23 protein-coding genes are annotated in these 24,311 nt (G+C 69.2%); 16 read left to right on the forward strand and 7 right to left on the reverse strand.

Going from position 1 to position 24,311, the window contains the following annotated elements; genetic code table 11:
* The 3 genes from ACG0Z3_RS13055 to ACG0Z3_RS13065 form a co-directional block, all read right to left on the reverse strand.
* Positions 1-978, reverse strand: a complete 978-nt coding sequence (locus ACG0Z3_RS13055) for an ABC transporter permease (RefSeq protein WP_394398024.1) — start codon at positions 976-978, stop codon at positions 1-3.
* A gap of 177 nt (positions 979-1,155) precedes the next feature.
* Positions 1,156-2,325, reverse strand: a complete 1,170-nt coding sequence (locus ACG0Z3_RS13060; protein WP_394398026.1) for a porin — start codon at positions 2,323-2,325, stop codon at positions 1,156-1,158.
* 173 nt (positions 2,326-2,498) lie between these two features.
* The gene (locus ACG0Z3_RS13065; RefSeq protein ID WP_394398028.1) at positions 2,499-3,512 is read right to left on the reverse strand and encodes a porin; all 1,014 of its coding nucleotides are present in this window, start codon (positions 3,510-3,512) and stop codon (positions 2,499-2,501) included.
* A 194-nt stretch (positions 3,513-3,706) separates the two neighbouring features.
* Between ACG0Z3_RS13065 and coq7 the strand changes: the two genes are divergently transcribed.
* Complete coding sequence (gene coq7, locus ACG0Z3_RS13070) at positions 3,707-4,369, forward strand: 2-polyprenyl-3-methyl-6-methoxy-1,4-benzoquinone monooxygenase (protein WP_394398030.1); 663 nt, start codon at positions 3,707-3,709, stop codon at positions 4,367-4,369.
* Here coq7 and ACG0Z3_RS13075 read toward each other — a convergent pair whose 3' ends face one another.
* Positions 4,370-4,801, reverse strand: a complete 432-nt coding sequence (locus ACG0Z3_RS13075; RefSeq protein ID WP_268167314.1) for an OsmC family protein — start codon at positions 4,799-4,801, stop codon at positions 4,370-4,372.
* Positions 4,802-4,803: 2 nt separating this feature from the next.
* A complete protein-coding gene (locus ACG0Z3_RS13080; protein ID WP_394398032.1) occupies positions 4,804-4,989 on the reverse strand; it encodes a hypothetical protein in 186 nt (61 codons plus the stop codon).
* 98 nt (positions 4,990-5,087) lie between these two features.
* On the opposite strand from ACG0Z3_RS13080, the gene ilvA reads away from it, so the two are divergent.
* Positions 5,088-6,608: a threonine ammonia-lyase, biosynthetic gene (ilvA, locus tag ACG0Z3_RS13085; RefSeq protein ID WP_394398243.1), complete on the forward strand. Its 1,521-nt coding sequence runs from the start codon at positions 5,088-5,090 to the stop codon at positions 6,606-6,608.
* A 34-nt stretch (positions 6,609-6,642) separates the two neighbouring features.
* Positions 6,643-7,716 (forward strand): nicotinate-nucleotide--dimethylbenzimidazole phosphoribosyltransferase, encoded by a 1,074-nt coding sequence (locus tag ACG0Z3_RS13090; protein WP_394398034.1) that lies wholly within the window; start codon positions 6,643-6,645, stop codon positions 7,714-7,716.
* Positions 7,717-7,720: 4 nt separating this feature from the next.
* Here the strand turns inward: ACG0Z3_RS13090 and ACG0Z3_RS13095 are convergent, their stop codons facing one another.
* On the reverse strand, positions 7,721-8,299 hold the full coding sequence (locus tag ACG0Z3_RS13095) for a hypothetical protein (protein ID WP_394398036.1): 579 nt from the start codon (positions 8,297-8,299) through the stop codon (positions 7,721-7,723).
* Between the two features lie 52 nt (positions 8,300-8,351).
* Between ACG0Z3_RS13095 and gspG the strand changes: the two genes are divergently transcribed.
* The 11 genes from gspG to gspF all read left to right on the forward strand — a co-directional run bounded on the left by gspG (position 8,352) and on the right by gspF (position 18,748).
* A complete protein-coding gene (gspG, locus tag ACG0Z3_RS13100; RefSeq protein WP_268167311.1) occupies positions 8,352-8,780 on the forward strand; it encodes a type II secretion system major pseudopilin GspG in 429 nt (142 codons plus the stop codon).
* Complete coding sequence (locus ACG0Z3_RS13105; protein WP_394398039.1) at positions 8,752-9,225, forward strand: prepilin-type N-terminal cleavage/methylation domain-containing protein; 474 nt, start codon at positions 8,752-8,754, stop codon at positions 9,223-9,225. The genes gspG and ACG0Z3_RS13105 overlap by 29 nt, the downstream gene beginning before the upstream one ends.
* Positions 9,222-9,587, forward strand: a complete 366-nt coding sequence (gene gspI, locus ACG0Z3_RS13110) for a type II secretion system minor pseudopilin GspI (RefSeq protein WP_394398041.1) — start codon at positions 9,222-9,224, stop codon at positions 9,585-9,587. Before ACG0Z3_RS13105 ends, gspI begins: the two co-directional genes overlap by 4 nt.
* On the forward strand, positions 9,587-10,222 hold the full coding sequence (locus tag ACG0Z3_RS13115; protein WP_394398043.1) for a PulJ/GspJ family protein: 636 nt from the start codon (positions 9,587-9,589) through the stop codon (positions 10,220-10,222). The genes gspI and ACG0Z3_RS13115 overlap by 1 nt, the downstream gene beginning before the upstream one ends.
* The gene (gene gspK / locus ACG0Z3_RS13120) at positions 10,219-11,187 is read left to right on the forward strand and encodes a type II secretion system minor pseudopilin GspK (protein ID WP_394398045.1); all 969 of its coding nucleotides are present in this window, start codon (positions 10,219-10,221) and stop codon (positions 11,185-11,187) included. Before ACG0Z3_RS13115 ends, gspK begins: the two co-directional genes overlap by 4 nt.
* Positions 11,188-11,255: 68 nt before the next feature.
* Positions 11,256-12,506: a type II secretion system protein GspL gene (gene gspL, locus ACG0Z3_RS13125; protein ID WP_394398047.1), complete on the forward strand. Its 1,251-nt coding sequence runs from the start codon at positions 11,256-11,258 to the stop codon at positions 12,504-12,506.
* Positions 12,506-13,036 (forward strand): type II secretion system protein GspM, encoded by a 531-nt coding sequence (gspM, locus tag ACG0Z3_RS13130; RefSeq protein WP_394398049.1) that lies wholly within the window; start codon positions 12,506-12,508, stop codon positions 13,034-13,036. Before gspL ends, gspM begins: the two co-directional genes overlap by 1 nt.
* On the forward strand, positions 13,036-13,905 hold the full coding sequence (gspN, locus tag ACG0Z3_RS13135) for a type II secretion system protein N (protein ID WP_394398051.1): 870 nt from the start codon (positions 13,036-13,038) through the stop codon (positions 13,903-13,905). The genes gspM and gspN overlap by 1 nt, the downstream gene beginning before the upstream one ends.
* Positions 13,906-13,907: 2 nt before the next feature.
* Positions 13,908-16,091, forward strand: coding sequence for a type II secretion system secretin GspD (gspD, locus tag ACG0Z3_RS13140; RefSeq protein ID WP_394398053.1), 2,184 nt, complete (start codon positions 13,908-13,910; stop codon positions 16,089-16,091).
* 22 nt (positions 16,092-16,113) lie between these two features.
* Positions 16,114-17,535 carry a type II secretion system ATPase GspE gene (gspE, locus tag ACG0Z3_RS13145; protein WP_394398055.1) on the forward strand — a complete coding sequence of 474 codons (1,422 nt, stop codon included), beginning with the start codon at positions 16,114-16,116 and terminating at the stop codon, positions 17,533-17,535.
* Between the two features lies 1 nt (position 17,536).
* Positions 17,537-18,748: a type II secretion system inner membrane protein GspF gene (gspF, locus tag ACG0Z3_RS13150; RefSeq protein ID WP_394398057.1), complete on the forward strand. Its 1,212-nt coding sequence runs from the start codon at positions 17,537-17,539 to the stop codon at positions 18,746-18,748.
* 234 nt (positions 18,749-18,982) lie between these two features.
* On the opposite strand, the gene ACG0Z3_RS13155 is transcribed toward gspF, so the two are convergent.
* Positions 18,983-19,765, reverse strand: coding sequence for a substrate-binding periplasmic protein (locus ACG0Z3_RS13155; RefSeq protein WP_394398060.1), 783 nt, complete (start codon positions 19,763-19,765; stop codon positions 18,983-18,985).
* Positions 19,766-19,825: 60 nt separating this feature from the next.
* On the opposite strand from ACG0Z3_RS13155, the gene ACG0Z3_RS13160 reads away from it, so the two are divergent.
* Both ACG0Z3_RS13160 and ACG0Z3_RS13165 read left to right on the forward strand, forming a co-directional pair.
* Positions 19,826-20,716, forward strand: coding sequence for a 5'-nucleotidase (locus ACG0Z3_RS13160; RefSeq protein ID WP_394398062.1), 891 nt, complete (start codon positions 19,826-19,828; stop codon positions 20,714-20,716).
* Positions 20,717-20,771: 55 nt separating this feature from the next.
* Entirely contained in the window at positions 20,772-24,128 is a 3,357-nt protein-coding gene (locus ACG0Z3_RS13165) for a S41 family peptidase (protein WP_394398064.1), read from the forward strand.
* Positions 24,129-24,311: the final 183 nt, after the last annotated feature.

Below are 24,311 nucleotides of genomic sequence, written 5' to 3' on the forward strand. Positions count from 1 at the left end.
TCAGTGAGCCTTGCCCTCGACGCGCAGGCGCGGGTCGACGGCGAAATAAAGCAGATCCACGCCCAGGTTGATGACGACGAAGATCAGCGAGATCAGGCACAGGTAGGCCGCCATCACGGGGATGTCGGCGAACTGAACGGCCTGGATGAACAACAGCCCCATGCCGGGCCACTGGAAAACCTGCTCGGTGATGATGGCAAACGCGATCAGCGACCCCAGCTGCAGGCCGGTAATGGTGATGACGGGCACCAAGGTGTTCTTCAGCGCATGGCCGAAGTAGACGCTGCGATTGGTCAGGCCGCGGGCGCGAGCGAAGCGGATGTAGTCCGTGCGCAGCACCTCCAGCATCTCCGCGCGCACCAGCCGCATGATCAGGGTCAGTTGGAACGCCGACAGCGTGACGGCAGGCAGGATCAGGTGCAGCAGGCCGTCGCGCGTCAGCAGGCCGGTCGTCCAGCCCCACAGCGTCACCACCTCGCCGCGACCGAAACTGGGCAACCACTTCAGCTCCACGGCAAACACCCAGATCAGCACGATGCCGATGACGAAGTTGGGCAGGCTGACACCGAAGAGCGTGCCCGTCATCAGCACCTGGGCACTCGCCTTGCCACGACGCAGCGCCGCGTAGACGCCCAGCGGGATGCCGACCGACAGGGCGATCAGGCCGGCAACCAGCGCCAGTTCCAGCGTGGCCGGGAAGCGCTCGACGATGAGGGCCGACACCTTGCGCCCCTGGCGCAGGCTGATGCCGAACTCGCCCTGCACGGCGTTGGCTGCAAAACGGGCGAACTGCACCGGAAAGGGCTGGTCCAGCCCCAGGTCCTTGCGCAGCGCGACGCGCTGCTCCTCGGTGGCGTCCTGGCCCAGCAGGTTGGTGACGGGGTCACCGACATACTGGAACAGCATGAAGGCGATGAAGGCCACCGACAGCATGACAACGACGGCTTGGGCCAGACGGCGGAGGATGAAAACCAGCATGAGGTTCGGTAGAGCCTGTCGCGCTTGTGGCGCTGAGCGAAGGCGCGATCATGGCGAAGGCGGGCAGGCTCAAGCGCCCGGGAAAGCCCTAGCTCAGCAAGAGCAATGCCCACAAAGAAAACGGGCCGCTGAAGCGGCCCGTCGCAGCAACGAGGCGGCAGCAAGCCGCCCGCTGAATCAGAAGCGGTGGCGCACGCCGACCATGGCACCACCGCGCTTGGCGGCACCATTGGCGAAGGTCACCGAGCCGCTCGTCTTCGTGTAGTCCATTTCCAGGTAGGCGTCCGTGCGCTTGGAGAAGGCGTAGTCGAGCACAACCGCGTAGAAGTCCGCCTTGGAGGAGCGGTTTGCGCTGGTCGACAGGCCCAGGGGTGCGAGCGCGAGGCCGTAGTGCGTCTGCTTGGTCAGCCAGGCATTGGCGCCGATGTTGAACTGCGGCGTCAGCTGATAGGTGGCACCAAACATGTACATCGTGCGAGTCTTGATGTCAGCGGAGTTCGTGTTGAACATGCTGGCACCCAGCAGGCCGCTGGTGTAAGCACCGCGGGTGGTCAGGCCGACGCGGAACGCGCTGGTCGCATCACTCACCGACGTGGCGCCGGTAATCAGGTTCGACAGGCCGTCGAACTTGTTCTCACCCCAAGAGGCGTGCACGTACAGCGGTCCGTCCGTGTAGGACGCACCCAGCACCGTCGCCTTGATCTTCTTGCCGGTCTGCTCGGTGGCTTGCAGGTAAGCGCCGCCAGCACCCCACTTGCCGTCGTTGTAACGCAGCAGGCCACCGACCGTCTTGGCCGGCTGGGCAGCCGCAGCACCCGAGGCGCCCTCACCGGCGCTGATCTGCACTTCACCGTAGATGTTGCCCAGCTGAACCAGGTACTTGACCATGTTGTCCTGGCGAGCCGTCATAGCCAGGCCGATTTCGGGCTTGTAAGCCTCAATGTACGGCGAGTAGCGGAACGAGGCGAAGGTCGACGTGTAGAGGTCGAACAGGATGTTGTACTGACGGCCCAGACGGATCTGGCCGAACTCGCTGGACTGCAGACCCACCCAGGCCTGACGCCAGAAATCAGGGCTGCCAGACACCGCGCCGGTGTCGGACTGCAGGCGGTGCTCCAGGTTCGCCAGCGCCTTCAGGCCGCCACCCATGTCCTCGGTGATGTTCACACCCAGGCGGCTCTGCGACATGCCGCCAGGCACCACGGTCTTGGTCGACGTGCCGGCATTGGCGTTCGACGTGTAGCGCACGCCCACATCAACGATGCCGTACAACGTGACGCTGGACTGAGCCCAGGCGGCCGAGGTGCTGGCGGCCAGGACGGCGAGGGCCAAGGTGGCTTTTTTCATGAGGGATGTCTCCTGAGTAGGAATGTGAACAAACTTATTCTCAGCGAAGCATCAACGGGCGCAGCGCCGTCTGTTGTTCCCTGTCCACAGCGATTCCCCTGTCTCCGGCGAGACAAAGAAAAAGCCGCCCGAAGGCGGCTCTGACTGAGCAAGGCGGCCGCAGCCGCACTGGATCAGAAGCTGTGGCGCACGCCCACATCGAAGCCGCTGGACTTCGCGCCGTTCGTCACCGTCGGCGAACCGGCCAGGGCAAAGCGACCCAGGCCGCTGTTCTTGATCTGGGCCACGGTCGTGTACAGCGCGGTGCGCTTGGACACGTTGTAGACGTAGCTGGCAGCCATCAGCTTGGCATCGCCCACGCCACTCAAAGACTCGGCAGCGCCGTTGGCCTTGGCATCGGTGTACGAAGCCAGGATCTGGCCTTGGCCCAGCGGCACGGTCAGGCCGAAGGTCAGCAGCTTCTGCTCACGAGCGCCGAACTCGTTCTGGCTGTAGTTCAGCGACGGCTTGGCGACGCCGAAGTCGTACGAACCGCCAATGCTCATTTGCTTGAACTTGACGTTGCCGGCACCGGTCGTCTCCTGCAGAGCGGCAGCGACGTTGATCGGGCCTTGCTTGTAGCCCAGGCGGCCACCGTACATCTTCTTGCCCGCGGTGCCTTCACCGGCAGCAACGTCCACGGAGCCGTAGAAGCCGCCCAGGTTGCTCGGCAGGAAGTACTGCACCATGTTGTCGGAGCGGTTCAGGGTGTCGGACGCGCTGCCCAGCACCGAGTAGACCTTCTCGACGTCGCCCAGACCGGTGGTCGAGTACGGATCGAAGTCGTCGATGTGCAGGCGGGTCGAGGTCTTGCCGCGGCCCAGGCGCACTTCACCGAATTCGCCCATCAGGCTGACGCTGGCGCGACGGCCCCAGAAGCGGGAGGTGTCAACGGAACCGTTGTCGCCGTTGATGCGGCCTTCGAGCCAGAAGCCGGCCTTCAGGCCACCACCCAGGTCTTCGACGCCACGCACGCCCAGACGGCTGCTGTTCAGGCCATCGTTGGCCAGCTGCTTCAGCGTTTGGCCGCTGGCCTTCGTGTAGCGCAGGCTCATGTCCAGCACGCCGAACATGGTGACCGACGATTGCGCGACGGCAGCGCCACCGGTCAGACCGAGCACGGCCAGGGCAATCAGAGCTTTCTTCATTCGATACTCCTAGATATTCATTCAGCCGCCGGCCGATACGACGCGGCGACACACTCCCAAGAGGAAGCCCGCATATTCCACTACAGGTTTGGACCCTCGGGGAATTCACGGATATGAATTGACGTCAAGCCGTTGCTCATCCACAACGGCAACGTCAATGTCATGATTTCTTCATGCAACTCGACACCAACTGAATGCAACTTCCTGGCAACACCACCCGAGTGCCAAGCCTGAGCTTCGGCGACCGTGCGCTTGCGGCGGTCGAATCAGGCCTGCGGACGGTATTCACCAAGACACGCGCCACGCGCCCTTCGCCGGCTGCCGGGCTTCAGACCGAGACCTTGAGCACCATCGACACCGCCGATGCAGGCGCACTGATGCGCGTCAATCACGTCGGCGAAATCTGCGCCCAGGCGCTTTACCAGTCGCAGGCCCTGTTCAGCCGCACCGAGGCCCTGCAGCAACACTTCAAGCAGTCAGCGCAGGAAGAACTGGACCACCTCGCGTGGACGGCAGAGCGGGTCGCCCAACTGGGCACTCACACGAGCCACCTTGCACCGGTCTGGTGGCTGGGCGCCTTTGCCTGGGGCAGCCTGGCAGGCGCGGCGGGCGACCGGTGGAGCCTGGGCTTCGTCGTCGAGACCGAACGCCAGGTGGAAGCGCACCTGGCGTCCCACCTGGACCGCCTGCCCGCCGGCGACACCGCCTCACGCGTCATCGTGGATCAGATGAAACGCGAAGAGGCCGAGCACGCCGAGGCCGCCCTCGCTGCCGGCGCCGCACCGCTGCCCGCGCCCGTGACCGGACTGATGAGACTGGCGGCCAAGGTCATGACGACCGTGGCCCACCGTGTCTGATCAGACCTCGACGACCTCGTAGGAAGTGCTGATGGCGGCCGTTTTGGCCAGGATGGCGGTCGCCGAGCAGTACTTCTCATGCGACAACCCGATCGCGCGCTCGACGATCTCGGGCTTCAAGCCCTTGCCACTCACCACGAAGTGGAAATTGATGGCCGTGAAGACCTTGGGGTCACTCGTGGCCCGCTCAGCCTTCAGCACGACCTTGCAGCCGCGCACATCGTGGCGACCACGCTTGAGGATGAGGACGACGTCATAAGCCGTGCAGCCACCGGTGCCCGCCAGCACCATTTCCATGGGCCGCGGCGCCAGGTTGCGCCCACCGCCGTCGGGAGCGCCATCCATGGACAGCACGTGACCACTGCCGGTCTCGGCAACAAAACTCATCCCACTCGGGCCCTCGGGGCCCAGCCAACTCACCGTGCAGTCCATGCTCATCTAGAGGCAAAGCTCCAATTTTTCACAGAAAAATATTGCACCGCAGCATAACTCGGCGCTAAACTGGCGGCACGCGAAAACGCTTTCGCACCGATTGTCTCCTCCACCGCCTCCATGGTGGATTCAACCCGAGCTTGAAAGAGCTCGGGTTTTTTTTCGCCGAAGCCAGCCGGCAGCGGCACGCGAAGGGTCTCCCCTATCATGCGGCGCCGCAACAAAACCGCATGGAGACCCGATGAGCGCCTCGCGCCGCCGCCCGCCCGCATCCCAGGCGCCCGCGATGCTGCCGCCCGGCAGCAGCTACCTGCAGCGCATCTTGAATGCCCGGGTCTACGAAGTGGCGCGGGAAACCGACCTGACGCATGCGGCCAAGCTGTCCAAGCGGCTGGCCAACAAGATCTGGTTCAAGCGCGAGGACGAGCAGGACGTGTTCAGCTTCAAGCTGCGCGGCGCCTACAACAAGATGGCGCACCTGACGGCCAAGCAGCGCGCTGCGGGCGTCATCTGCGCGTCGGCGGGCAATCACGCGCAAGGCGTGGCCCTGTCGGCGAAGAAGCTGGGCTGCCGCGCCGTCATCGTGATGCCACTCACGACGCCGCAGGTCAAGGTCGATGCTGTCAAGGCACTGGGTGGCGAGGTCGTGCTGTCCGGCGAGAGCTTCACGGACGCCTACGGCCACGCCAAGGCGCTTGAACAGGCGCAGGGCCTGACCTTTGTCCATCCCTTTGACGACCCCGACGTCATCGCCGGCCAGGGCACCATCGCGATGGAGATCCTGCGCCAGCACCCCGGCCCCATCGACGCCATCTTCGTCGCCATCGGCGGCGGCGGGCTGATTTCCGGCGTCGCGGCCTACGTGAAGGCGCTGCGCCCCGAGATCAAGATCATCGGCGTGCAGACCACCGACTCCGACGCCATGCTGCGCTCGGTCAAGGCCGGCAAGCGCGTCACGCTGACCGACGTGGGCCTGTTCGCCGATGGCACCGCCGTCAAGCTGGTGGGCGAGGAGACCTTCCGCATCGCCCGCGAGCTGGTGGACGACTTTATCGTCGTCGACACCGATGCCGTCTGCGCCGCGATCAAGGACGTCTTCGAGGACACGCGCTCCATCCTGGAGCCTTCGGGCGCGATGAGCGTGGCCGCCGTGAAGCAGTACGCCGCCAAGACCGGTGCCAAGGGCCAGACGCTGATCGCCATCACCTGCGGCGCCAACATGAACTTCGACCGCCTGCGCTTCGTCGCCGAGCGGGCCGAGGTGGGCGAGCACCGCGAGGCGCTGTTCGCCGTCACCATCCCCGAGGCACGCGGCAGCTTCAAGCGCTTCTGCGAGCTGCTGGGCCCGCGCAGCGTCACCGAGTTCAACTACCGCATCGCCGACGCCAATGTCGCCCACATCTTCGTCGGCATCGGCATCTCCAAGCCCGACGAGGCCGCCAAGCTGGCCCGCACCTTCACGAAGGCGGGCTTCGAGACGCTGGACCTGACCAACGACGAACTCGCCAAGCAGCATGTGCGGCACATGGTGGGCGGCCACAGCGAGCTGGCGCGCAACGAGCGGCTGTACCGCTTCGTGTTCCCCGAGCGGCCAGGCGCGCTGATGAAGTTCCTCTCCAGCATGCACCCGGACTGGAACATCAGCCTGTTCCACTACCGCAATCAGGGCGCCGACCACGGCCGCATCCTGGTCGGCATCCAGGTTCCCAAGGGCAACACCGCCGCGTTGCGGGAGTTCCTAGCCGGATTGAACTACCCGTTTGAGGACGAGACGGCCAACCCGGTCTATCGCTTGTTCCTGGGTTGAGTTGAAATCCGGGCACCTTCGTGCCGCCTGTGCCATGACCGTCGCCCAACAGTCGCTGATTTCACCCACCGCCAATCCTGAACTGGAAAAAGCCCTGCGCGACCGCGTCGACCGGCGGTCGGCCATTGCCGGCGGCCTCGGCGAACTGGAACCACTGGCCGTGCGCCTGGGCCTGGTGCAGAACAGCCTCACGCCGCGCTTCCGCGACCCCGTGCTGGCGCTGTTCGCGGCGGACCACGGCATCGTCGTCGACGGTGTGGGCGCGCAATGGGGCCGCGCCACCAAGGACCAGGTGCAGATGGCGCTGCACGCGCAACTGCCCGTCTCCGTGTTCGCGCGGCTGCAGGGTCTGCACCTGACGGTGGTGGACTGCGGCGTCGCCGACAACCTGCCGCCGCATGCCCGCCTGCTGGCCCGCAAGGTCGCGCACGGCACGCGTAATGCGCGCACGGCGCTGGCCATGAGCCTGGAGCAGGCCCATGCGGGCGTGCGCGTGGGCATGGAGATCGCCGACAACCTGCCCGGCAACGTGCTGGCCTGCGCGTCCATGGGCCAGGGTTCGGCGGAATGCGCGGCGCTGGTGCTGTCGCGGCTGGCCGATCTACCGGTGCGCGACTTCGTCGTGTCCGGCCCCACCATGCGCCAGGACGACCTCGTCCATCTGCTGGATGTGCTGAACGGCGCCCAGGCGCGTCACCGTGATGCCAGAGACCCGATGGACCTGCTGGCCGCCTTCGGTGGCCATGAGCTGGCGGTGATGGTGGGCGCCATGCTGGTAGCGGCCAGCAAACGCAGCCTCATCATCGTGGACGGCATCGCCGCCTGCGCCGCGCTCAAGCTGGCCTCGCTGATCTGCGCACCGGTGACCGACTACGCCGTGTTCTGCCGCAGCCACGTGCACCGAGGGCTGGATGAAGCGCTGGCGCTGTTCCACGCGTCGGCGCTGCTGGAGCTCGGCATGGACAGCGCCGACGGCACCGGCGCCGCGCTGGCCTGGCCCATGATCCGTTCCGCAGCAGCCCTGCTGACCGACCTGCACGAGGTGGCCGAGGCGCGGCTGTCCATGCGCCCCGACGCCAGCGCCCAGGTGCCCACGCTGGGCGGCTGAGGCCTCAGCGCAGCGGCTGACCGCCCGGCACGGACGCGGCCAGCGGCAGCCCGTACTGCGGCTGAATGCCGGCTGGCGGCATCGCCCCGGGCGGGTTGCCACCCAGTACCACCGGCGACGGCGCGGCGGCCATCAGCGAGCCCGTGGCGGGCGCGGCGGGCGGACTGATCTCCAGCACCTGTTGAGGCGCTTGGCCCAGCCGGCCAAGGCTCGCGCTGCGGGCGCCCACGCGCAGCAGGCGCAACTCGCCGTCCACCACCGCACCGACACGCACCGTGCGGGCGACGCCGTCCACCTCGATCAGGGCCACGCCCTCGCCCGCCTCCGCGGCGCGCGCGTTGCGGGGGGCGACGACGCCCAGCAGCCGCAAACGAGAGGACTGGACCTGCTCGGGCTCCTGCACGGCCTCGGGCGCCACGGTTCCGAGCAGACGGCTCAGGTCAGCCTGCGCCGCGCGGGACTCCCCCGCTGGCAGCACGGAGGCCGGCATCGGCAGCGGCCGGGCCGCCGCTTGCAACAGCCAGTAACCCACCGACAGGCCGAGCACCAGCCACACCAGAAACGCCATGAATCGAGCAACCATGGCCCATTATGATGGTCTGATTCCTGCCGCTTCATTGCCCCAGACCTTGTCCATGCCTGCCCTGCGTTCCTCCATCGCCCGCGGCTTCACGCTGATCGAACTGCTGGTGGTGCTCGTCATCATCGGCGTGCTGGCCGCGCTGGTCGTGCCCAACGTGCTGGACCGCGCCGAAGACGCGCGCATCACCGCCGCCCGCACCGACGTCAACAACCTGATGCAGGCGCTCAAGCTCTACAAGCTCGACAACCAGCGCTACCCCAGCGCCGAGCAAGGCCTGGACGCTCTGGTGCGCAAGCCCACGGCCGGCACGCCGCCGCCCAACTGGAAGAACTACCTCGAAAAGCTGCCCAACGACCCCTGGGGCCAGCCCTATCAATACGCCAACCCGGGCGTGAAGGGCGAAGTCGATGTCTACAGCTTTGGCGCCGACGGTCGCGCTGGCGGCGAGGGCCGTGACGCAGACATCGGCTCCTGGCAGTGACGCGGGCCGGGCAGCAGGCTTCACGCTGATCGAGCTGCTGGTCGTCGTCGCGCTGGTGGCGATCGCCTCCGCCACGATCTCGCTGGCCTTGCGCGACCCGACCGAGCTGCAACTGCAACGCGAAGCCCAGCGCCTGGCGGCACTGCTGGAGACGGCGCGCGCCGAAAGCCGCGCCTCGGGACTGACCGTGCGCTGGCTGCCCCAGTCACGCAAGACGGGTGAGCACTTCCAGTTCGAGGGCCTGCCCCGCACCATCCAGCTGCCCTCGCGTTGGCTGGGCGAGCCGGTCGCCGTGACCATCACCAACGCCAATGCCGCCAACCCGGCGCTGGTGCTGGGGCCGGAGCCCATCATCCCGGCCCAGCGCCTGCGCCTGCAACTGGGCAGCCAACAGCTCACGCTGGGCACCGATGGCCTGTCGGCGTTCGACGTCGTGACCCCATGAGCACCACGGCGCAACGCGGTTTCACACTCATTGAGGTGCTGGTGGCGCTGGTCATCGTGGCCATTGCGCTGGGCGCAGGCGTCAAGGCGGCCGGCGCGCTGGCCAACAACGCGGACCGACTGGCCCAGGTCAGCGCCGCGCAGTGGTGTGCCGAGAACGCGCTGACGGACCTGCGGCTGAACCAGCAGTTCCCCAGCGTCGGCGAAGCGCCATTCAGCTGCGAGCAGTTGGGCCGCAGCTACACCGGCAAGCTCAGGGTCAGCACAACGCCCAACCCGGACTTCCGGCGCGTGGACGCTGCCGTCGAGAACGACGAAGGCCTGCCCATGCTGACGCTGACCACCATCGTGGGCCGCATCTGATGCACGCGGCGCGCTCACACCACGCGGGCGGCTTCACACTGGTGGAGGTGCTGGTGGCGCTGGTGGTCATGGCCACGATGGCGGCCATGGCCTGGCGCGGCATCGACGCCCTCGTCAAGAGCCGTGAGATCGCCCAGGCCCGCCTGTCGCAGACTGCGCGGCTGCAGACCGTCATGGCGCAGTGGGACGTGGACCTGCGCGCCGTGCAGGACAGCCACAGCAGCATTGCGCCTCTGGCCTTCGACGGCGGCAACCTCGTGCTGACGCGCCAGTCCCCCGGCGGCCTGCAGGTCGTGGTGTGGAGCCTGCGCGAGGGCAGCCTGTGGCGCTGGGAGAGCCCCTCAGTGCGCACGGTGCAGGACCTCCAGGCCCAGCGCGACAGCGGCATCCAGCAACTGGCCCAGCGCAACCCGGCGCTGCGCGCCTTCGACGGCGTGGCCGGCTGGCAGTTCGCCTGTTTCTGGACCAACGCCTGGGCCAACTGCCAGTCCACCGGCAACACGGCCAGCGTGGGCCCCGCCAATCCGAACGCGACCACGCAACCGCCGTCGGGCCTGCGCATCGCCATGCAGTTCGCCGAAGGCAGCGGCCTCAACGGCACGCTCACGCGTGAGCTGGAGGTGACCGTCCGATGAAGGCCACCGCGCTGCTGTCACCGCGCCGGGCGCAGGCCGGCACCGCGCTGCTGACGGCCATGATCATCGTCACGCTGATCGCCAGCCTGGCCGCCGGCATGGTGTGGCAGCAGTACCGCGCGGTGCAGGTGGAAGCCGCCGACCGCGCCCGGGCACAGAGCGTGTGGGTGCTGCAGGGCGCGCTGGACTGGGCGCGTCTCATCCTCAAGAGCGACTCGCCCAGCGTCGACGAGCTCAACGACTTTTGGGCCACGCCGCTGGCCGAGTCCCGTCTGTCCACCTTCCTCGCGGCCGACAAGTCCACCGCCAGCGACGACGGCCCCGAGGCCTTCCTGTCCGGCTACATCGAGGACGCGCAAAGCCGCTACAACCTGCGCGCGCTGCTGCCGGGGCCGCAGGTGCCGGCGGCCGAGGCCCTGGTGCTGAACCAGCTGTGCAGCCAGGTGGGCGCCCCCCCCGGCACCGCGGCGCTCATCATCGACGGCCTGCGCGCCGCCTTCCCCGCCCCGGCCAGCGGCGCAAGCGCGCCCACCAGCGTCGCCAGCAGCGGCCCGCTGCAGCCTGCCGGCCTGGACCAGCTCACCTGGCTGGGGCTGGACACCGACACCGTGCGGCGCCTGCAGCCCTACGTGGTGCTGCTGCCCAAGGCCACGCCGGTCAACCTGAACACCGCGCCGCGCGAGGTCATCGCCGCGCTGCTCAACATCGACCTGGCGTCCGCCGAGCGCCTGGTACAGGCCCGCAAGGGCCAGGCCTTCAAGGCGATCACCGATGCCGCCGCCCTGCTGTCGGGCAACGTGCAGATCGCCGCCGACCGCGCGTCGGTCAATTCGTCCTACTTCATCGTGACGGGCCGGCTGCGGCTTGACGAGCGCCAGCTCGAACAGCGCTCGCTCGTCGAGCGCCAGGGCAAGACCACCACCGTGCTGGCCCGCGAACGGGTCAGCCAGCTGCTGGACCGCTGAGTGCTCGCACCGCCCTGGCCAGACCCGTCACAGCCCCCTCCTAGAATGCGCCGCGCCTGCCTGCCCCCATGAGCACCCTGCTGCTATTCCTGCCCCCCAGAAACCGCCTGCGTGCGGCGGAACGGGCCACGCCTGCCGCGTCCGACATGGCCCGCGCCGGCACGGCCCGCGAATACGACTGGGCACTGACGGCCGACGGCCGCCAGATCGACCGCGAGGGCCGCTCGGCGGCCACCGCGCTGCCGGCGGCCGGCACGGTCATCGCCGTGGTCGCCGAGTCCGACGTCAGCTGGCGCCAGCTGGTGCTCCCACACGCCGGCCGCCAGATGCGCGCCGCGCTGGCTGGCCGGCTGGAGGAGTCGCTGCTGGACGAGCCCGACAGCCTGCACTTCGCGCTGGCGCCGGACAGTAGCGGCGGTGACACCGCCTGGGTGGCCATCGCGTCGCGCCCCTGGCTGATGAGCCACCTGGCCGAGCTGGACGCCGCCCAGGTCTTCGTCGACCGCATCGCGCCGCTGTCCTGGCCCGACGAGGTGCCGCGCGGCCATGTCTTCGAGCCCCACGGCAGCGATGAACTGGCACTGCGCTGGAGCCATGCCGGCGGCGTGGCGACCCTGCCGCTGCAGGGCAGTCTGACGCGCCAGCTCATCGCCACTGAAGGCGCGCCGGCTCCGCAGTGGACGGCCACCCCGTCCGCCGCCACGGCTGCCGAGCGCTGGCTGGGCCACGCCGTCAGCGTGCAGACTCCGGCCCAGCGCGCGCTCGCCGTCATCGACAACGGCTGGGACCTGCGCCAGTTCGAACTCGCGCCGCGCGCCCGCGGTGTGCGGGCGCTGCGTCTGTTTGCGCGCACGCTGATGCACAACCCGTGGAAGCCGGTGCGCATCGGCCTGCTGCTGCTCATCGCGGTGGAAGTGCTGGGCCTGAACTACCGCGCCTGGCATCTGCAGCGCGAGATCAGTGCGCGCCGTGACAGCCAGCGCAGCACGCTCACCAGCGCCTTCCCGCAGGTGCGCGCCGTGCTGGACGCGCCGGTACAGATGCAGAAGCAGCTGGACCTGCTGCGCACCAGCGCTGGTGCCGTCGGAGACGCGGACCTGGAAGCCCTGCTGGGCGCCGCCGCCACGGCCTGGCCAGCCGACCGCCCGCCCGCCGACGCGCTGGCCTTCGAGCCCGGGCGGCTCACCCTCGCAGCGCCGGGCTGGACCCCGCCGCAGATCGACAACTTCCGCAGCCAGCTGCAAAGCGACGGCTGGCAACTGGACGCGAGCGACGGCAAGCTGACCCTCAGCCGCGCCGCCGCGCAAGGACGACGCTGATGGCACGCCCCTCTTCCTCCGCCGGCGGCGACAGCCTCACGGCCCAGTGGCACCAGCTGCGCACGCAGGCGCTGACGCAATGGCAGGCGCTCGGCGAGCGCGAGCGCTTCGCGCTGACCACCGCTGGTGTGCTGCTGGCCCTGCTGCTGGGCTGGGCGCTGCTGCTGGCACCGGCATTGCGCACGCTGAAAACGGCGCCCGCAGAGCTCGACCAGCTGGAACTGCAGCTGCAGCGCATGCAGGCACAAGCTCAGGAGGCCCGCGTGCTGCAAGCCGCACCGGCGGTGCCGTCCGCCCAGGCGCAGGCGGCGCTCACCGCGTCCGTCGAGCACTTGGGCCCGGTCGCCAAGCTCAGCCTCACGGGCGACCGCGCCGTCGTCACTTTCAACGGCATCGCACCGCCGGCCTTGCAGGCCTGGCTGGGCGAGGCCCGTGCCGCAGCGCGCGCACGCCCGGTCGAAGCGCAGCTGGCGCGTGGCCCCAACGGCTACTCGGGCACGTTGGTGCTCAGCCTCGGAGGGGGCGCGTGATGGCCTGGTTGCAACGCAAGCACAGCGGTGACGCCGGCCTGACGGCGAGCGCACTGCCAACCGCACGGCCCGCACGCATGGACCCGGCGCGGCGCTGGAGCATCGCCGGCCTGGTGGCGGGACTGCTGGCAGCCGTCATCGTGTTCGCACCCGCCAGTTGGCTGGCCGGCTGGCTGGCTTCGGCAAGCGCCGGCCATGTGCTGGTAGTCGACACCCGGGGCAGCATCTGGAACGGCTCGGGCGTGCTGGTGCTGACCGGCGGTGCCGGCAGCCGCGATGCGGCCTCGCTGCCCGGCCGCCTGCACTGGCGGATGAGCCTGCAGGGCCTGGGCCTGCAGCTCGCCGCGCGGCAGGACTGCTGCATCAACGGCGAGCTGCGCTTCCTCATCCAGCCCGGGCTGGGCCGCACCCGCATCGCGCTCGAGAACCGCGCCGACTGGCTGGCCCGCCTGCCGGCCGGCGTGCTGGCCGGGCTGGGCACGCCGTGGAACACGCTGCAGCTGGGCGGTTCGCTGCGGCTCACGGCGCGCGAGTTCGTCCTGGAGTCGGCACAGGGGCGCTGGCGCCAGTCCGGCAGCCTGCAGCTGGAGCTGAGCAACCTGTCCTCGCGCATCTCCACGGTCGCGCCGCTGGGCAGCTACCGGCTGGACCTGAACGCCGATACCGCCGCGCCCGGCACGAGCACGCTGCGGCTGTCCACGCTGGAGGGCGCGCTGCAGCTCAACGGCGTGGGCACGCTCAACCCGGGCGGCAAGAGCCGCTTCACCGGCGAGGCCGCCGCCGCGCCGGGCCGCGAGGAAGCGCTGAACAACCTGCTGAACATCATCGGGCGCCGCCAAGGCGCGCGCTCTGTCCTGACGATCGGATGATCATGAATCTCCACCGCACCGCCACCGCCCTCGCCGCCCTGCTGCTGGCTGCCGGCAGCGCGCACGCCCAGCCCGACAACGCCAGCGTGCAGCGCGCCCGCACCAAGGGGCCCGCCGTCAAGGCCAGCTCGCCGGTAACGCTGAACTTCGTCAACGCCGACATCGAGGCCGTCACGCGCGCCATCGGCGTCATGATGGACCGCCAGATCATCATCGACCCGCGCGTCAAAGGCACCATCACGGTGTACAGCGAGCAGGCGGTGTCGGTGGGCGAGGCCTACCGCAACTACCTGGCGGCGCTGCGCGGCCTGGGCTTCACGGTGGTGGAGTCCGCCGGCTTCCTGAAGGTGCTTCCCGAAGCCGATGCCAAGCTGCAGGCCGGCTCGGTGGCTGTAGAAAGCACCAACACCCGCGGTGACCAGATCCTCACGCAGATCTTCCGCGTGCAGCACGAGAACGCGAACAACCTGGTGGCCGTGCTGCGCCCGCTGATCAGCCCCAACAACACCATCAACGCCAATCCGGGCAACAACAGCCTGGTGATCACGGACTACGCGGACAACCTGAACCGCATCGCCAAGATCATCGCGGCGATGGACACGCCGGGCACCAGCGACATCGAACTGGTGCCGCTGAAGCACGCCGTGGCGGCCGACCTGGCGCCGCTGGTGCAGCGCCTGGCCGACGGCGGCCAGACGGCGGCCGCCGCCGTGCCGGGCCAGAGCAGCAGCGCCGTCAACGTGCTGGTGGATCCGCGCTCCAACGGCCTAATCCTGCGCGCCAGCAACCCGGCACGCCTGGCCGCCGTGCGCGCCATGGTCGACAAGCTGGATCAGCCCAGCGCCGACGGCGGCGGCAACCAGATCCGCGTCGTCTACCTGAAGAACGCCGACGCCACCAAGCTGGCCACCGTGCTACGTGCGGCCTTCAGCGCGGGCTCGTCCAGCAGCGCGGGCGGTGGCAACACCACCAGCAGCGGCACCGGCGGCCTGGCCGGCGCCGGCACCAGCTTCGGCGGGCAGACCAACACCACGACGACCACCGCCAACAGCAGCAGCAGCACGACCGGCCTGTCCTCGGCGGCCACCTCGCCGCTGAACGCCTCGGCCGGCCCGTCCACCGGCGGCTTTGTGCAGGCCGACCCGTCCACCAACTCGCTGATCATCACGGCAGCCGAGCCGCTGTACCGCCAGGTACGCGCCGTCATTGAGCAGTTGGATGCGCGCCGCGCGCAGGTCTATGTCGAGTCGCTGATCGTCAAGATCGACAACACCAAGGCCGGCCAGTTCGGCGTGCAGTGGCAGAACATGTTCGGCAAGAGCGGCGACGCCACCATCTACGGCGCCGGCACCAACTACGGCACCGGCCTGGCCAACATCATCAACGCCACCGGTGCCGTGGCCAACGGCACATCGGGCGTGACGACGGCACTGGCCAGCGCGTCTGCGCCCACCGGCCTGAACATCGGCCTGCTGAAGAAGTTCGGCAGCCTGTACACGCTGGGCGCGGTGGCCAACTTCTTCGAGAGCCAGAGCGGCGCCAACGTGCTGTCCACGCCCAACCTCGTGTCGCTGGACAACGAGGAGGCCCGCATCGTCATCGGCCAGAACGTGCCCTTCGTGACCGGCTCCTACGCCAACACCGGCACCAGCAGCAGCGGCACGGTCAACCCGTTCACCACCGTGGATCGCAAGGACGTCGGCCTGACGCTGAAGATCAAGAGCCAGATCGGCGAAGGCGGCACGGTGCGCATGGTGGTCTACCAGGAAAACTCCTCTGTCGTACCCGGCAGCAGCGGCACGCAGGGCCCGACGCTGGACAAGAGCGCCATCGAGACCTCGGTGGTCGTGGACGACGGCGACATCATCGTGCTCGGCGGCCTGATGAAGGACGAGTACACCGACGGCGACGACGGCGTGCCAGGCCTGTCCAAGATCCCGGTGCTGGGCAACCTGTTCAGCAGCAAGAACCGCAAGCGCGTGAAGACCAACCTGATGGTCTTCCTACGCCCGGTGGTGCTGCGCACGGCTGACGGCGCCAACGAGCTGACGCTGGGCCGCTACGACAGCATCCGCGCGGTGCAGCAGGGCGCGCAGCCGGGCAAGAACGTGCTGCTGCCCGACACCGGCGCGCCCGTGCTGCCCGAGGCCAAGACGCCGGCAGCCAAGCCCGCGCCGCAGCAGTAAGAACGGCCCCGCAGCCATGGCCATGCCCCGCCACCCCCTGCCCTATGCCTTCGCCAAGGCCCACCGCGTGCTGCTGGAGGACGACGGCAGCGCCCTGACGCTGTGGGCCGCACCCGATGTGGACTGGGCCACGCTGTCCGAAGTGCAGCGCCTGTACGCCGTGGACCGGCTGGAATCCGAGCCCGCCAGCACACTGGCCGAGCGCATCAGCGTCGCCTACGCCGGCAGCGAGAGCAGCGCGGCCACGGTGGTGGGCGAAGTCGAGAGCGCGGTGGACCTGAGCCGCATGATGCAGGATCTGCCCGCCGTGGAAGACCTGCTGGAAGCCGCCAACGACGCGCCCATCATCCGCATGCTCAACGCGCTGCTGACGCAGGCCGCCAAGGACGGCGCGAGCGACATCCACATCGAGCCCTACGAGCGCAGCAGCTCGGTGCGCTTCCGTGTCGACGGCACGCTGCGCGAGGTGGTGCAGCCCAACAAGGCGCTGCACGCGGCTCTCATCAGCCGGCTGAAGATCATGGCCGAGCTGGACATCGCCGAGAAGCGCCTGCCGCAAGACGGCCGCATCTCGCTGCGCATCGGCGGCCGTGCGATCGACGTGCGCGTGTCCACGCTGCCCAGCGCCCATGGCGAGCGCGCCGTGCTGCGCCTGCTGGACAAGAGCGAATCCAAGTTCACACTCGAAGGCCTGGGCATGGACGGTCAGGTGCTGTCCGCCTTCAAGCGCCTGGTGCAGCAGCCGCATGGCATCGTGCTCGTCACCGGCCCAACGGGCTCGGGCAAGACGACGTCGCTGTACGCGTCGCTGCAGACGGTGGACACCAGCACCACCAACGTGCTGACGGTGGAAGACCCGATCGAGTACGAGCTGCCCGGCATTGGCCAGACCCAGGTCAACGCCAAGATCGACCTGACGTTTGCCAAGGCCCTGCGCGCCATCCTGCGCCAGGACCCGGACGTCATCATGATCGGCGAGATCCGCGACTACGAGACCGCGCAGATCGCCATCCAGGCGTCGCTCACGGGCCACCTCGTGCTGGCCACGCTGCACACCAACGACGCGCCCAGCGCCGTCACGCGGCTGACCGACATGGGCGTGGAGCCCTTCTTGCTCAGCAGCTCGCTGCTGGGCGTGCTGGCGCAGCGCCTGGTGCGCCGGCTGTGCCCGGCCTGCAAGCGCCAGGACGGCGACGGCCACTGGCACCCCGTGGGCTGCGAGGCGTGCGGCCACACCGGCTACAAGGGTCGCACCGGTGTCTACGAACTGATGGTGGCCGACGACGCCGTGCGCAGCCTCATCCACAACCGCGCCGCCGAGAGCGAGCTGCTGGCCGCGGCGCAGGCCGCCGGGCTGCGCTCCATGCGCGAGGACGGCGAACGGCTGATCGAGGCTGGCGTCACGTCGCTGGAGGAAGTCCTCCGCGTGACCCGAGAGGGTTGAAGTGCCCGCCTACAAGTACGAAGCCCTCACCGACGCCGGCCGCCAGAGCAGCGGCCTGATCGAAGCCGACAACCCGCGCGCTGCGCGCGCCGCCGTGCGCGCCCAGGGGCTGACGCCGCTGTCCATCGAGCCAGTGCAGCAGCATGGTGCGCAGGAGTCCAGCCGATTCACGCGCCGCGTGTTCAGCACCACGGCGCTGGCTGTCTGGACGCGCCAGCTCGCCGGCCTGGTGGGCTCGGGCCTGCCCATCGAGCGGGCGCTGACGGCGCTGGCCGACGAGAGCGAGGACGGGCGTCAGCGCGAGCTCATCAGCCAGCTCAAGGCCGAGGTGAATGCCGGCTCGGCGTTCGCGCGTGCGCTGGCCACGGCCCCGCGTGAGTTCGACGACGTGTACCGCGGCGTGGTGGCGGCCGGCGAGCAGAGCGGCGCGCTGGGCCAGGTGCTGGAGAAGCTGGCCGACGACCTGGAAGCCAGCGAAGATCTCAAGGGCAAGCTCATCGGTGCCATGGCCTACCCGGCCATCATCTCGGCGATTTCGGTGCTGATCGTGATCTTCCTCGTCACCTACGTGGTGCCGCAGATCGCCACCGTGTTCACCAGCTCCAAGCGTGCGCTGCCAGCGCTGACCGTGGCCATGCTGGCGATCAGCGACTTCGTGCGCGCCTGGGGCTGGGCCTTGCTCGCGGCCACCGTGGGCGGCGCGCTGCTGCTGCGCCAGGCGCTGAAGGCACCCGCCTTCCGGCTGCGCTTCGACGCGGCGCTGCTGGGTGTGCCGCTGATCGGCCGGCTGGCGCGCGGCTACAACGCGGCGCGCTTCGCCGGCACGCTGGCCATGCTGGCCTCGGCCGGCGTGCCCATCCTGAAGGCGCTGCAGGCCGCGGCCGAGACGCTGTCCAACCGCGCCATGCAGGCCGACGCGCTGGACGCGCTGGTGCAGGTGCGCGAGGGCGCGCCGCTGGGTTCGGCACTGGCGGGCAAGAAGCGCTTCCCCGGCATCCTGGCCATGTTCGCCCGGCTGGGCGAGCAGACCGGCCAGTTGCCTGAGATGCTGAGCCGCGCCGCGCGCCAGCTCAGCGTGGAAGTGACGCGCCGCTCCATGGCCGCCGCCACGCTGCTGGAGCCGTTGCTCATCGTCGCGATGGGCGCCATCGTGCTGCTCATCGTGCTGGCCGTGCTGCTGCCCATCATCCAGCTCAACACCTGGGTGAAATAGACCAACCCCTACCGCAGCGGAGCTGCGCCCCTCAAGGAGGCACCGCTGGTGGACCAGCAAAAGCAGGATCCAGCGCCACCACCTCGATCGTGCAGTGCTGCGCCGACGGGCGTGGGCGTGCCACCGTCGCACGGGCCAACTTCTGCATCCGGCAGCCTCCCCGCTAAGAGCTTGAACATGACATGCCCCCGCCCACCCGGGCCCGGCGCGGGCCGCATGGTAGGGCCAGCCAGCTCAGCCGGCGGGGAGCAATCTCACCAGTTCGGCCGCAGCCGCGATCTCGCGCGCCACCAGAGCGTCAACCTGCCCGCTGCGGTGCATCAACTCCACCGCCGCGTTGAAGGACGGCAGCAAGGCCGCCGCACCGTCCAGGCCGCGCAGCACGGCCAGGTGGATGGGCGTGGCGCCCAGCGGCGCGCCGCCGGCCAGCACCCGGCCTTCATAGGCTGGCAGCTGCTGCAGCATGCGCCCGCCCAGCTCCGTGGCCACGGCGTAGTCGATGCGGCCGCGCATCAGCTTGGCGAAGTTGTTGACGTCGGCGGCCACCTCCTCGCACTGGAACAACCCCTGGCGGCGCGCGTTGTCAAAGGCCTCGCCGTAGGACCAGCCACGGATCACGCCGACATGCTTGCCAGCCAGACTGTCCAGGCCCTTGAAGGGCGCGCCTGTGCCATACACCGCCAGGCGCTCGACAAAGTAGGGCTGGCTGAACAGCCAACGCTGCTCGCGCTCGGGTGTGCGGATGACGGCGCCGGCCAACACATGGCCCGCGTCGGTCTCGCTGAGCAGCCGCTTGAAAGGCATGGCCTGCAGCTCGCACGGCCGCCCCATCTGCGCGAACGCCGCGCCCACCAGGGTCGGGTAGATGCCATGGGCCGGCGCGGGCGCGCCAGAGCGGTACATGGTGGGCAGGCTGCCCTCATCAAAACCGATGACAGCCGGCAGCGGGCGCGACGCCTGGACCCGCGCTCCACCGGCACAGGCAATACAGGCGGCGATGCAGTGTCGACGCTTCAATGCTTTCTCCCTTGACCGACCGCATCCTAGGGCGCGACTGCTGCCGCGACAATCACGCGCATGCCAGCCACGCTCACCGGTCAGCTCGTCGTCGCGATCTCGTCGCGCGCCCTGTTCGATTTCGAAGCCGAGAACCGCGTCTTCGAGGCCGGGGACGACCGGGCCTACATGGCGCTGCAGCAGCGCCTCATGGAGGAACCCGCGCCGCCCGGTGTGGCGTTCTCGCTGGTGAAGAAGCTGCTGGCCTTCAACACCGGCGGCACGCCGCGCGTGGAGGTGGTGGTGCTGTCGCGCAATGACCCGGTCTCAGGCATGCGGGTGTTCCGCTCGGCAAAGCACTACGGTCTGACCATCGAGCGCGGCGTGTTCACGCGCGGCGCGTCACCGTGGCGTTATCTGCGGCCGCTGTCCGCCGAGCTCTTCCTGTCGGCCAACGAGGACGATGTGCGCCAGGCGCTGGCGGCCGGCGTGGCCGCAGCGCGCGTGCTGCCCGATGCGGCCCGCGCCTCGGCCGCCCACCCAGACGAGCTGCGCATCGCCTTCGACGGCGACGCGGTGCTGTTCTCCGACGAGGCCGAGCAGGTATTCCAGCGCGATGGCCTGGCCGCCTTCCAGGCTCACGAGCGTCATCACGCCCACCGACCGCTGCCCGCCGGCCCCTTCAAGCCGCTGCTGCAGGCGCTGCACACGCTGCAGCTGGCGCCTGGCATGCGGGTACGCACGGCGCTGGTCACGGCCCGCAGCGCGCCGGCCCACGAGCGTGCGCTGCGCACGCTGATGGACTGGCAGATCGAGGTGGACGAGGCCATGTTCCTCGGTGGCCTGGCCAAGGGCGAGTTCCTTCGCGAGTTCGAGCCGGACTTCTTCTTCGACGACCAGGCCGGCCATGTGCAGAGCGCCGCAGCCCATGTGCCGGCAGGCCAGGTGGCCATGGGCATCACGGGCGGGTGACGAATAGCCGGCGCACCGAGCCGGCCCACAATGCGGCCTCCTTGAGGAGACCCCCATGCCCCGTCTGCCCCTTGCCGCCCTCACCGCGGCACTGTGCATGGCCAGCGCCACCAGCGCCTGGGCCAGCACCAACGGCTTCTACCGCCTGCCCGCACTGAGCGGCGATCACATCTACTTCGTCGCCGAGGGTGACCTGTGGCGCACCGGTGTCGCGGGCGGCCCGGCCCAGCGCCTGACCACCCACCCCGGCCTGGAGAGCCAGCCCGCCGTCTCGCCCGACGGCCGCTGGCTGGCCTTCACGGGCCAGTACGACGGTGGTACCGAGGTCTACGTCATGCCCACGGCCGGCGGCGCTCCTCGGCGGCTGACCTGGGAAGGCGGCGGCGTGAAGGTGTGGGGCATCAGCGCTGCCGGCGAGGTGATCTACACCGGCCTAGCGGCCCACCCCGGCACGCAGCTGTATGCGCTGGACCTGCAGACCGGCCAGCGCCGCCAGTTGCCCGTGGCCCAAGCCGCCGATGGCGCACTCAGCGCCGACGGCCGCACGCTGTACTTCACGCGTAACGGCCAGACCCGCAACGACAACGCCCGCCAGTACCGCGGTGGCGACATCGCCCGCCTGTGGGCGCTGGAGCTCAGTGGCAACACCGAGGCCCGGCCCTTCATCGCCGAGGGCCACAACGACCGCCGCCCCCTGCCGTACCGCACCGCCAACGGCGACGCCCGCGTGGCCTTCCTGTCGGACCGCGACGGCACGGTCAACCTGTGGTCGGCCAATATGCAAGGCGGCGACCTGCGCCAGCACAGTGCGCACAAGGGCTGGGACATCCGCCATGCCTCCATCGCCGGCAGCCGCGTCGTTTACGCGCTGGGGGCCGACCTGCACACGCTGGACCTCACCCAGGGCGATGCACCGACCCGGCTGGCCGTCACCCTCAGCGGCGACTTCGACCAGACCCGCGAGCGCTGGGTGCGCAAACCGCAGGACTTCCTGACCGACGTGGCCTTCGCGCCCAACGGCGAGCGTGTCGTGCTGGCCGCGCGCGGCCACCTGGCCACGCAGGGCGTGCAGCAGCTGCGCCGCGCCGAGCTGCCGCAGCCGGCCGACGGCCGCTGCCGCAAGGCCGAGTTCAGCAGCGACAGCAAGCAGGTGTTCGCCACCTGCGACTTCAGTGGCGAGACCGAGATCTGGCGCTTTGCCGCCAACGGCACGGGCAAAGCCGAGCAGATCACACGCGGCAACCCGAGCGGCATGGTCACGCAGCGCGGCGATCTGCTGCCCTCGCCCGACGGCCGCTGGCTGGCCCACACCGACAAGGAAGGCCATGTCTGGCTGACCGACCTGAAGACCCTGGCCACGCGCGAGATCGCGCGCGGTCGCTTCAACGACGTGCCGACACTGCTGGGCTTCAGCGCCGACGGCAAGGCACTGGCCTGGACCGTGCCGCTGAACCACGACGACCGCAACCAACTGCAGCTGCACCAGATCGCCGAGAACCGGACCCACACGCTGACCAGCGACCGCTTCGACGTCAGCGGCGCCACGTTCAGCCCGGACGGGCAGTGGCTGTACTTCGCCTCGGCCCGCCACTTCGCGGTGACCGGCAACCCCAGCCCCTGGGGCGACCGCAACACCGGCCCGTTCTTCGGTTCACGCAGCAAGCTCTTTGCGCTGGCGCTGCAGCCGGGCCTGCGCTCGCCGTTCGCCGCGAAGGACGAGCTGGAGGGCAGCACGGACAAGGCCGCCGACAAGCCTGCCGATAAGCCCGCAGACAAGGCAGCTCCTGAGGGCAAGGCCACCGACAAGAAGGCCGAGGACAAGAAGGACGACAAGAAGGCCAAGCCGGCCATCGTCTTCGACGGCCTGGCCGAGCGCCTGCACGAACTGCCGGTGCCAGCCGGCACCTACCGGGCCCTGAAGACGGACGGCAAGCGTCTATGGTTCCTGGACACGGACCTGGAGCGCAAGACCCAGCTCAAGTCGATCGCCATCGACAACCAGGGCGCTGCCGCCGAGACGCTGGCCCCGGACGTGCGCGGCTACGACCTCAGCGCCGACGGCAAGAAGCTCATGCTGATGCGCAATCAGGGCCAGGGCGCGCCGGAAGTGCTGATCGTGGACGCCGCGCCCAAGCTGCCCGCCGAGCTGGCCAAGCACCAGGTGCGCTGGAGCGACTGGCAGATCGCCACGCAGCCGCGCGCGGAGTGGCGGCAGATGTTTGCCGACGCCTGGCGCCTGCAGCGTGACCACTTCTACGACAAGGGCATGCACGGCGTTGACTGGGCCGCCATGCGCACCAAGTACGAGCCGATGGTGGACCGCGTGACCGACCGCCTGGAGCTGGCCGAGCTGATGGCCCAAATGGCCAGCGAGCTGGGTGCGCTGCACAGCCAGGTGGGCGCGGGCGACACGCGCGAGGCCGGCGAGGTGCCAGGTCTTGCTGGCCTGGGCGGCCGCTTCTCCAAGGTGGCCGACGGCTGGCGCATCGACACCATCTACGCCTACGACACAGAGCTGCCGTCCGACGCGCCGCCGCTGGCCGCACCAGGCCTGTCGCTCAAGGTGGGGGACGTCATCAGCGCAGTGAACGGCCGCGCCACGGCCGAGGCACCGCACCTGCTTGAGCTGCTGCGCGGCCAGGCTGGCCGCCAGGTGCTGCTGGATGTGAAGCCGGCGGCGGGCGGCAAGCCGGTGCAACGCATCGTCACACCGGTGAACCAGATGCGCGAGATCCAGCTGCGCTACAACGACTGGCGCACCAGCCGTGCCCGCGCCGTGGCGCAGGCTGGCCAGGGCCGCATCGGCTACGTACACCTGCGCGCCATGGGCGGCGCCGACATCGCCGACTTCGTGCGCGAGTTCTACGCCGCCGGTGACCGCGCCGGCCTCATCATCGACGTGCGCCACAACAACGGCGGCAGCATCGACAGCTGGATCCTGGAGAAGCTGATGCGCCGCGCCTGGGCTTTCTGGCAGCCGCGCTCACCGGGTGGTGCCGCGACCTATCCCAACATGCAAAACGTCTGGCGCGGCCACACGGTGGTGCTGATGAACGAGGCCACTTACTCCGATGGCGAGACCTTCGCCGAAGGTTTCAAGCGCCTGCAGCTGGGCCCGGTCATCGGCCGCCAGAGCTCGGGCGCGGGCGTGTGGCTGTCCGACGGCAACCGGCTGCTGGACAACGGCATCATGCGCGCCGCCGAGTTCGGCCAGATCGCACCGGACGGCCGCTTCCTCATCGAGGGCATCGGCGTGAAACCCGACATCGACGTCGACAACCCGCCGCGCGCCACCTTCCTGGGCCAGGACGCGCAACTGGATGCCGCCATCGCCGAGCTCAAGCGCAAGATCGCCGAACAGCCCGTGCCGATCGTGAAGCCCGGCCCCTATCCGCGGCCCGTGAAGCCGTGAACGCCACAGGGAGGCCGCAGCCTCCCTTTTTTGTGGGTACTCAGAGGTTGAGAGTTTTTCGGCCGTGCCAGAAAGGCGCGTCAAAGCGCCCTCGAACTAGGCGCAAAGCGCAGCCATAGCTCGGGCTATGGCGAGCATTTGCAACGACGGGCGAGGGCGTTTTGGCGTGCAAGGCGGGCATGG

This window comes from Pelomonas margarita, assembly GCF_043555875.1.
GTDB classification, from domain to species: Bacteria; Pseudomonadota; Gammaproteobacteria; order Burkholderiales; family Burkholderiaceae_C; genus Pelomonas; species Pelomonas margarita.

Excerpts from the sequence above, each read along its gene's own strand:
- ACG0Z3_RS13095 (WP_394398036.1), bottom strand. The coding sequence starts at position 8,299 with ATGGTTGCTCGATTCATGGCGTTTCTGGTGTGGCTGGTGCTCGGCCTG.
- gspM (WP_394398049.1), top strand. The coding sequence starts at position 12,506 with ATGGCACGCCCCTCTTCCTCCGCCGGCGGCGACAGCCTCACGGCCCAG.
- ACG0Z3_RS13065 (WP_394398028.1), bottom strand. The coding sequence starts at position 3,512 with ATGAAGAAAGCTCTGATTGCCCTGGCCGTGCTCGGTCTGACCGGTGGC.
- gspL (WP_394398047.1), top strand. The coding sequence starts at position 11,256 with ATGAGCACCCTGCTGCTATTCCTGCCCCCCAGAAACCGCCTGCGTGCG.
- gspK (WP_394398045.1), top strand. The coding sequence starts at position 10,219 with ATGAAGGCCACCGCGCTGCTGTCACCGCGCCGGGCGCAGGCCGGCACC.
- ACG0Z3_RS13160 (WP_394398062.1), top strand. The coding sequence starts at position 19,826 with ATGCCAGCCACGCTCACCGGTCAGCTCGTCGTCGCGATCTCGTCGCGC.
- ACG0Z3_RS13115 (WP_394398043.1), top strand. The coding sequence starts at position 9,587 with ATGCACGCGGCGCGCTCACACCACGCGGGCGGCTTCACACTGGTGGAG.
- ACG0Z3_RS13165 (WP_394398064.1), top strand. The coding sequence starts at position 20,772 with ATGCCCCGTCTGCCCCTTGCCGCCCTCACCGCGGCACTGTGCATGGCC.
- ACG0Z3_RS13090 (WP_394398034.1), top strand. The coding sequence starts at position 6,643 with ATGACCGTCGCCCAACAGTCGCTGATTTCACCCACCGCCAATCCTGAA.
- gspD (WP_394398053.1), top strand. The coding sequence starts at position 13,908 with ATGAATCTCCACCGCACCGCCACCGCCCTCGCCGCCCTGCTGCTGGCT.
- coq7 (WP_394398030.1), top strand. The coding sequence starts at position 3,707 with ATGCAACTTCCTGGCAACACCACCCGAGTGCCAAGCCTGAGCTTCGGC.
- gspG (WP_268167311.1), top strand. The coding sequence starts at position 8,352 with ATGCCTGCCCTGCGTTCCTCCATCGCCCGCGGCTTCACGCTGATCGAA.
- gspE (WP_394398055.1), top strand. The coding sequence starts at position 16,114 with ATGCCCCGCCACCCCCTGCCCTATGCCTTCGCCAAGGCCCACCGCGTG.
- ACG0Z3_RS13060 (WP_394398026.1), bottom strand. The coding sequence starts at position 2,325 with ATGAAAAAAGCCACCTTGGCCCTCGCCGTCCTGGCCGCCAGCACCTCG.
- ilvA (WP_394398243.1), top strand. The coding sequence starts at position 5,088 with ATGCTGCCGCCCGGCAGCAGCTACCTGCAGCGCATCTTGAATGCCCGG.
- gspN (WP_394398051.1), top strand. The coding sequence starts at position 13,036 with ATGGCCTGGTTGCAACGCAAGCACAGCGGTGACGCCGGCCTGACGGCG.
- ACG0Z3_RS13075 (WP_268167314.1), bottom strand. The coding sequence starts at position 4,801 with ATGGACTGCACGGTGAGTTGGCTGGGCCCCGAGGGCCCGAGTGGGATG.
- ACG0Z3_RS13055 (WP_394398024.1), bottom strand. The coding sequence starts at position 978 with ATGCTGGTTTTCATCCTCCGCCGTCTGGCCCAAGCCGTCGTTGTCATG.
- gspI (WP_394398041.1), top strand. The coding sequence starts at position 9,222 with ATGAGCACCACGGCGCAACGCGGTTTCACACTCATTGAGGTGCTGGTG.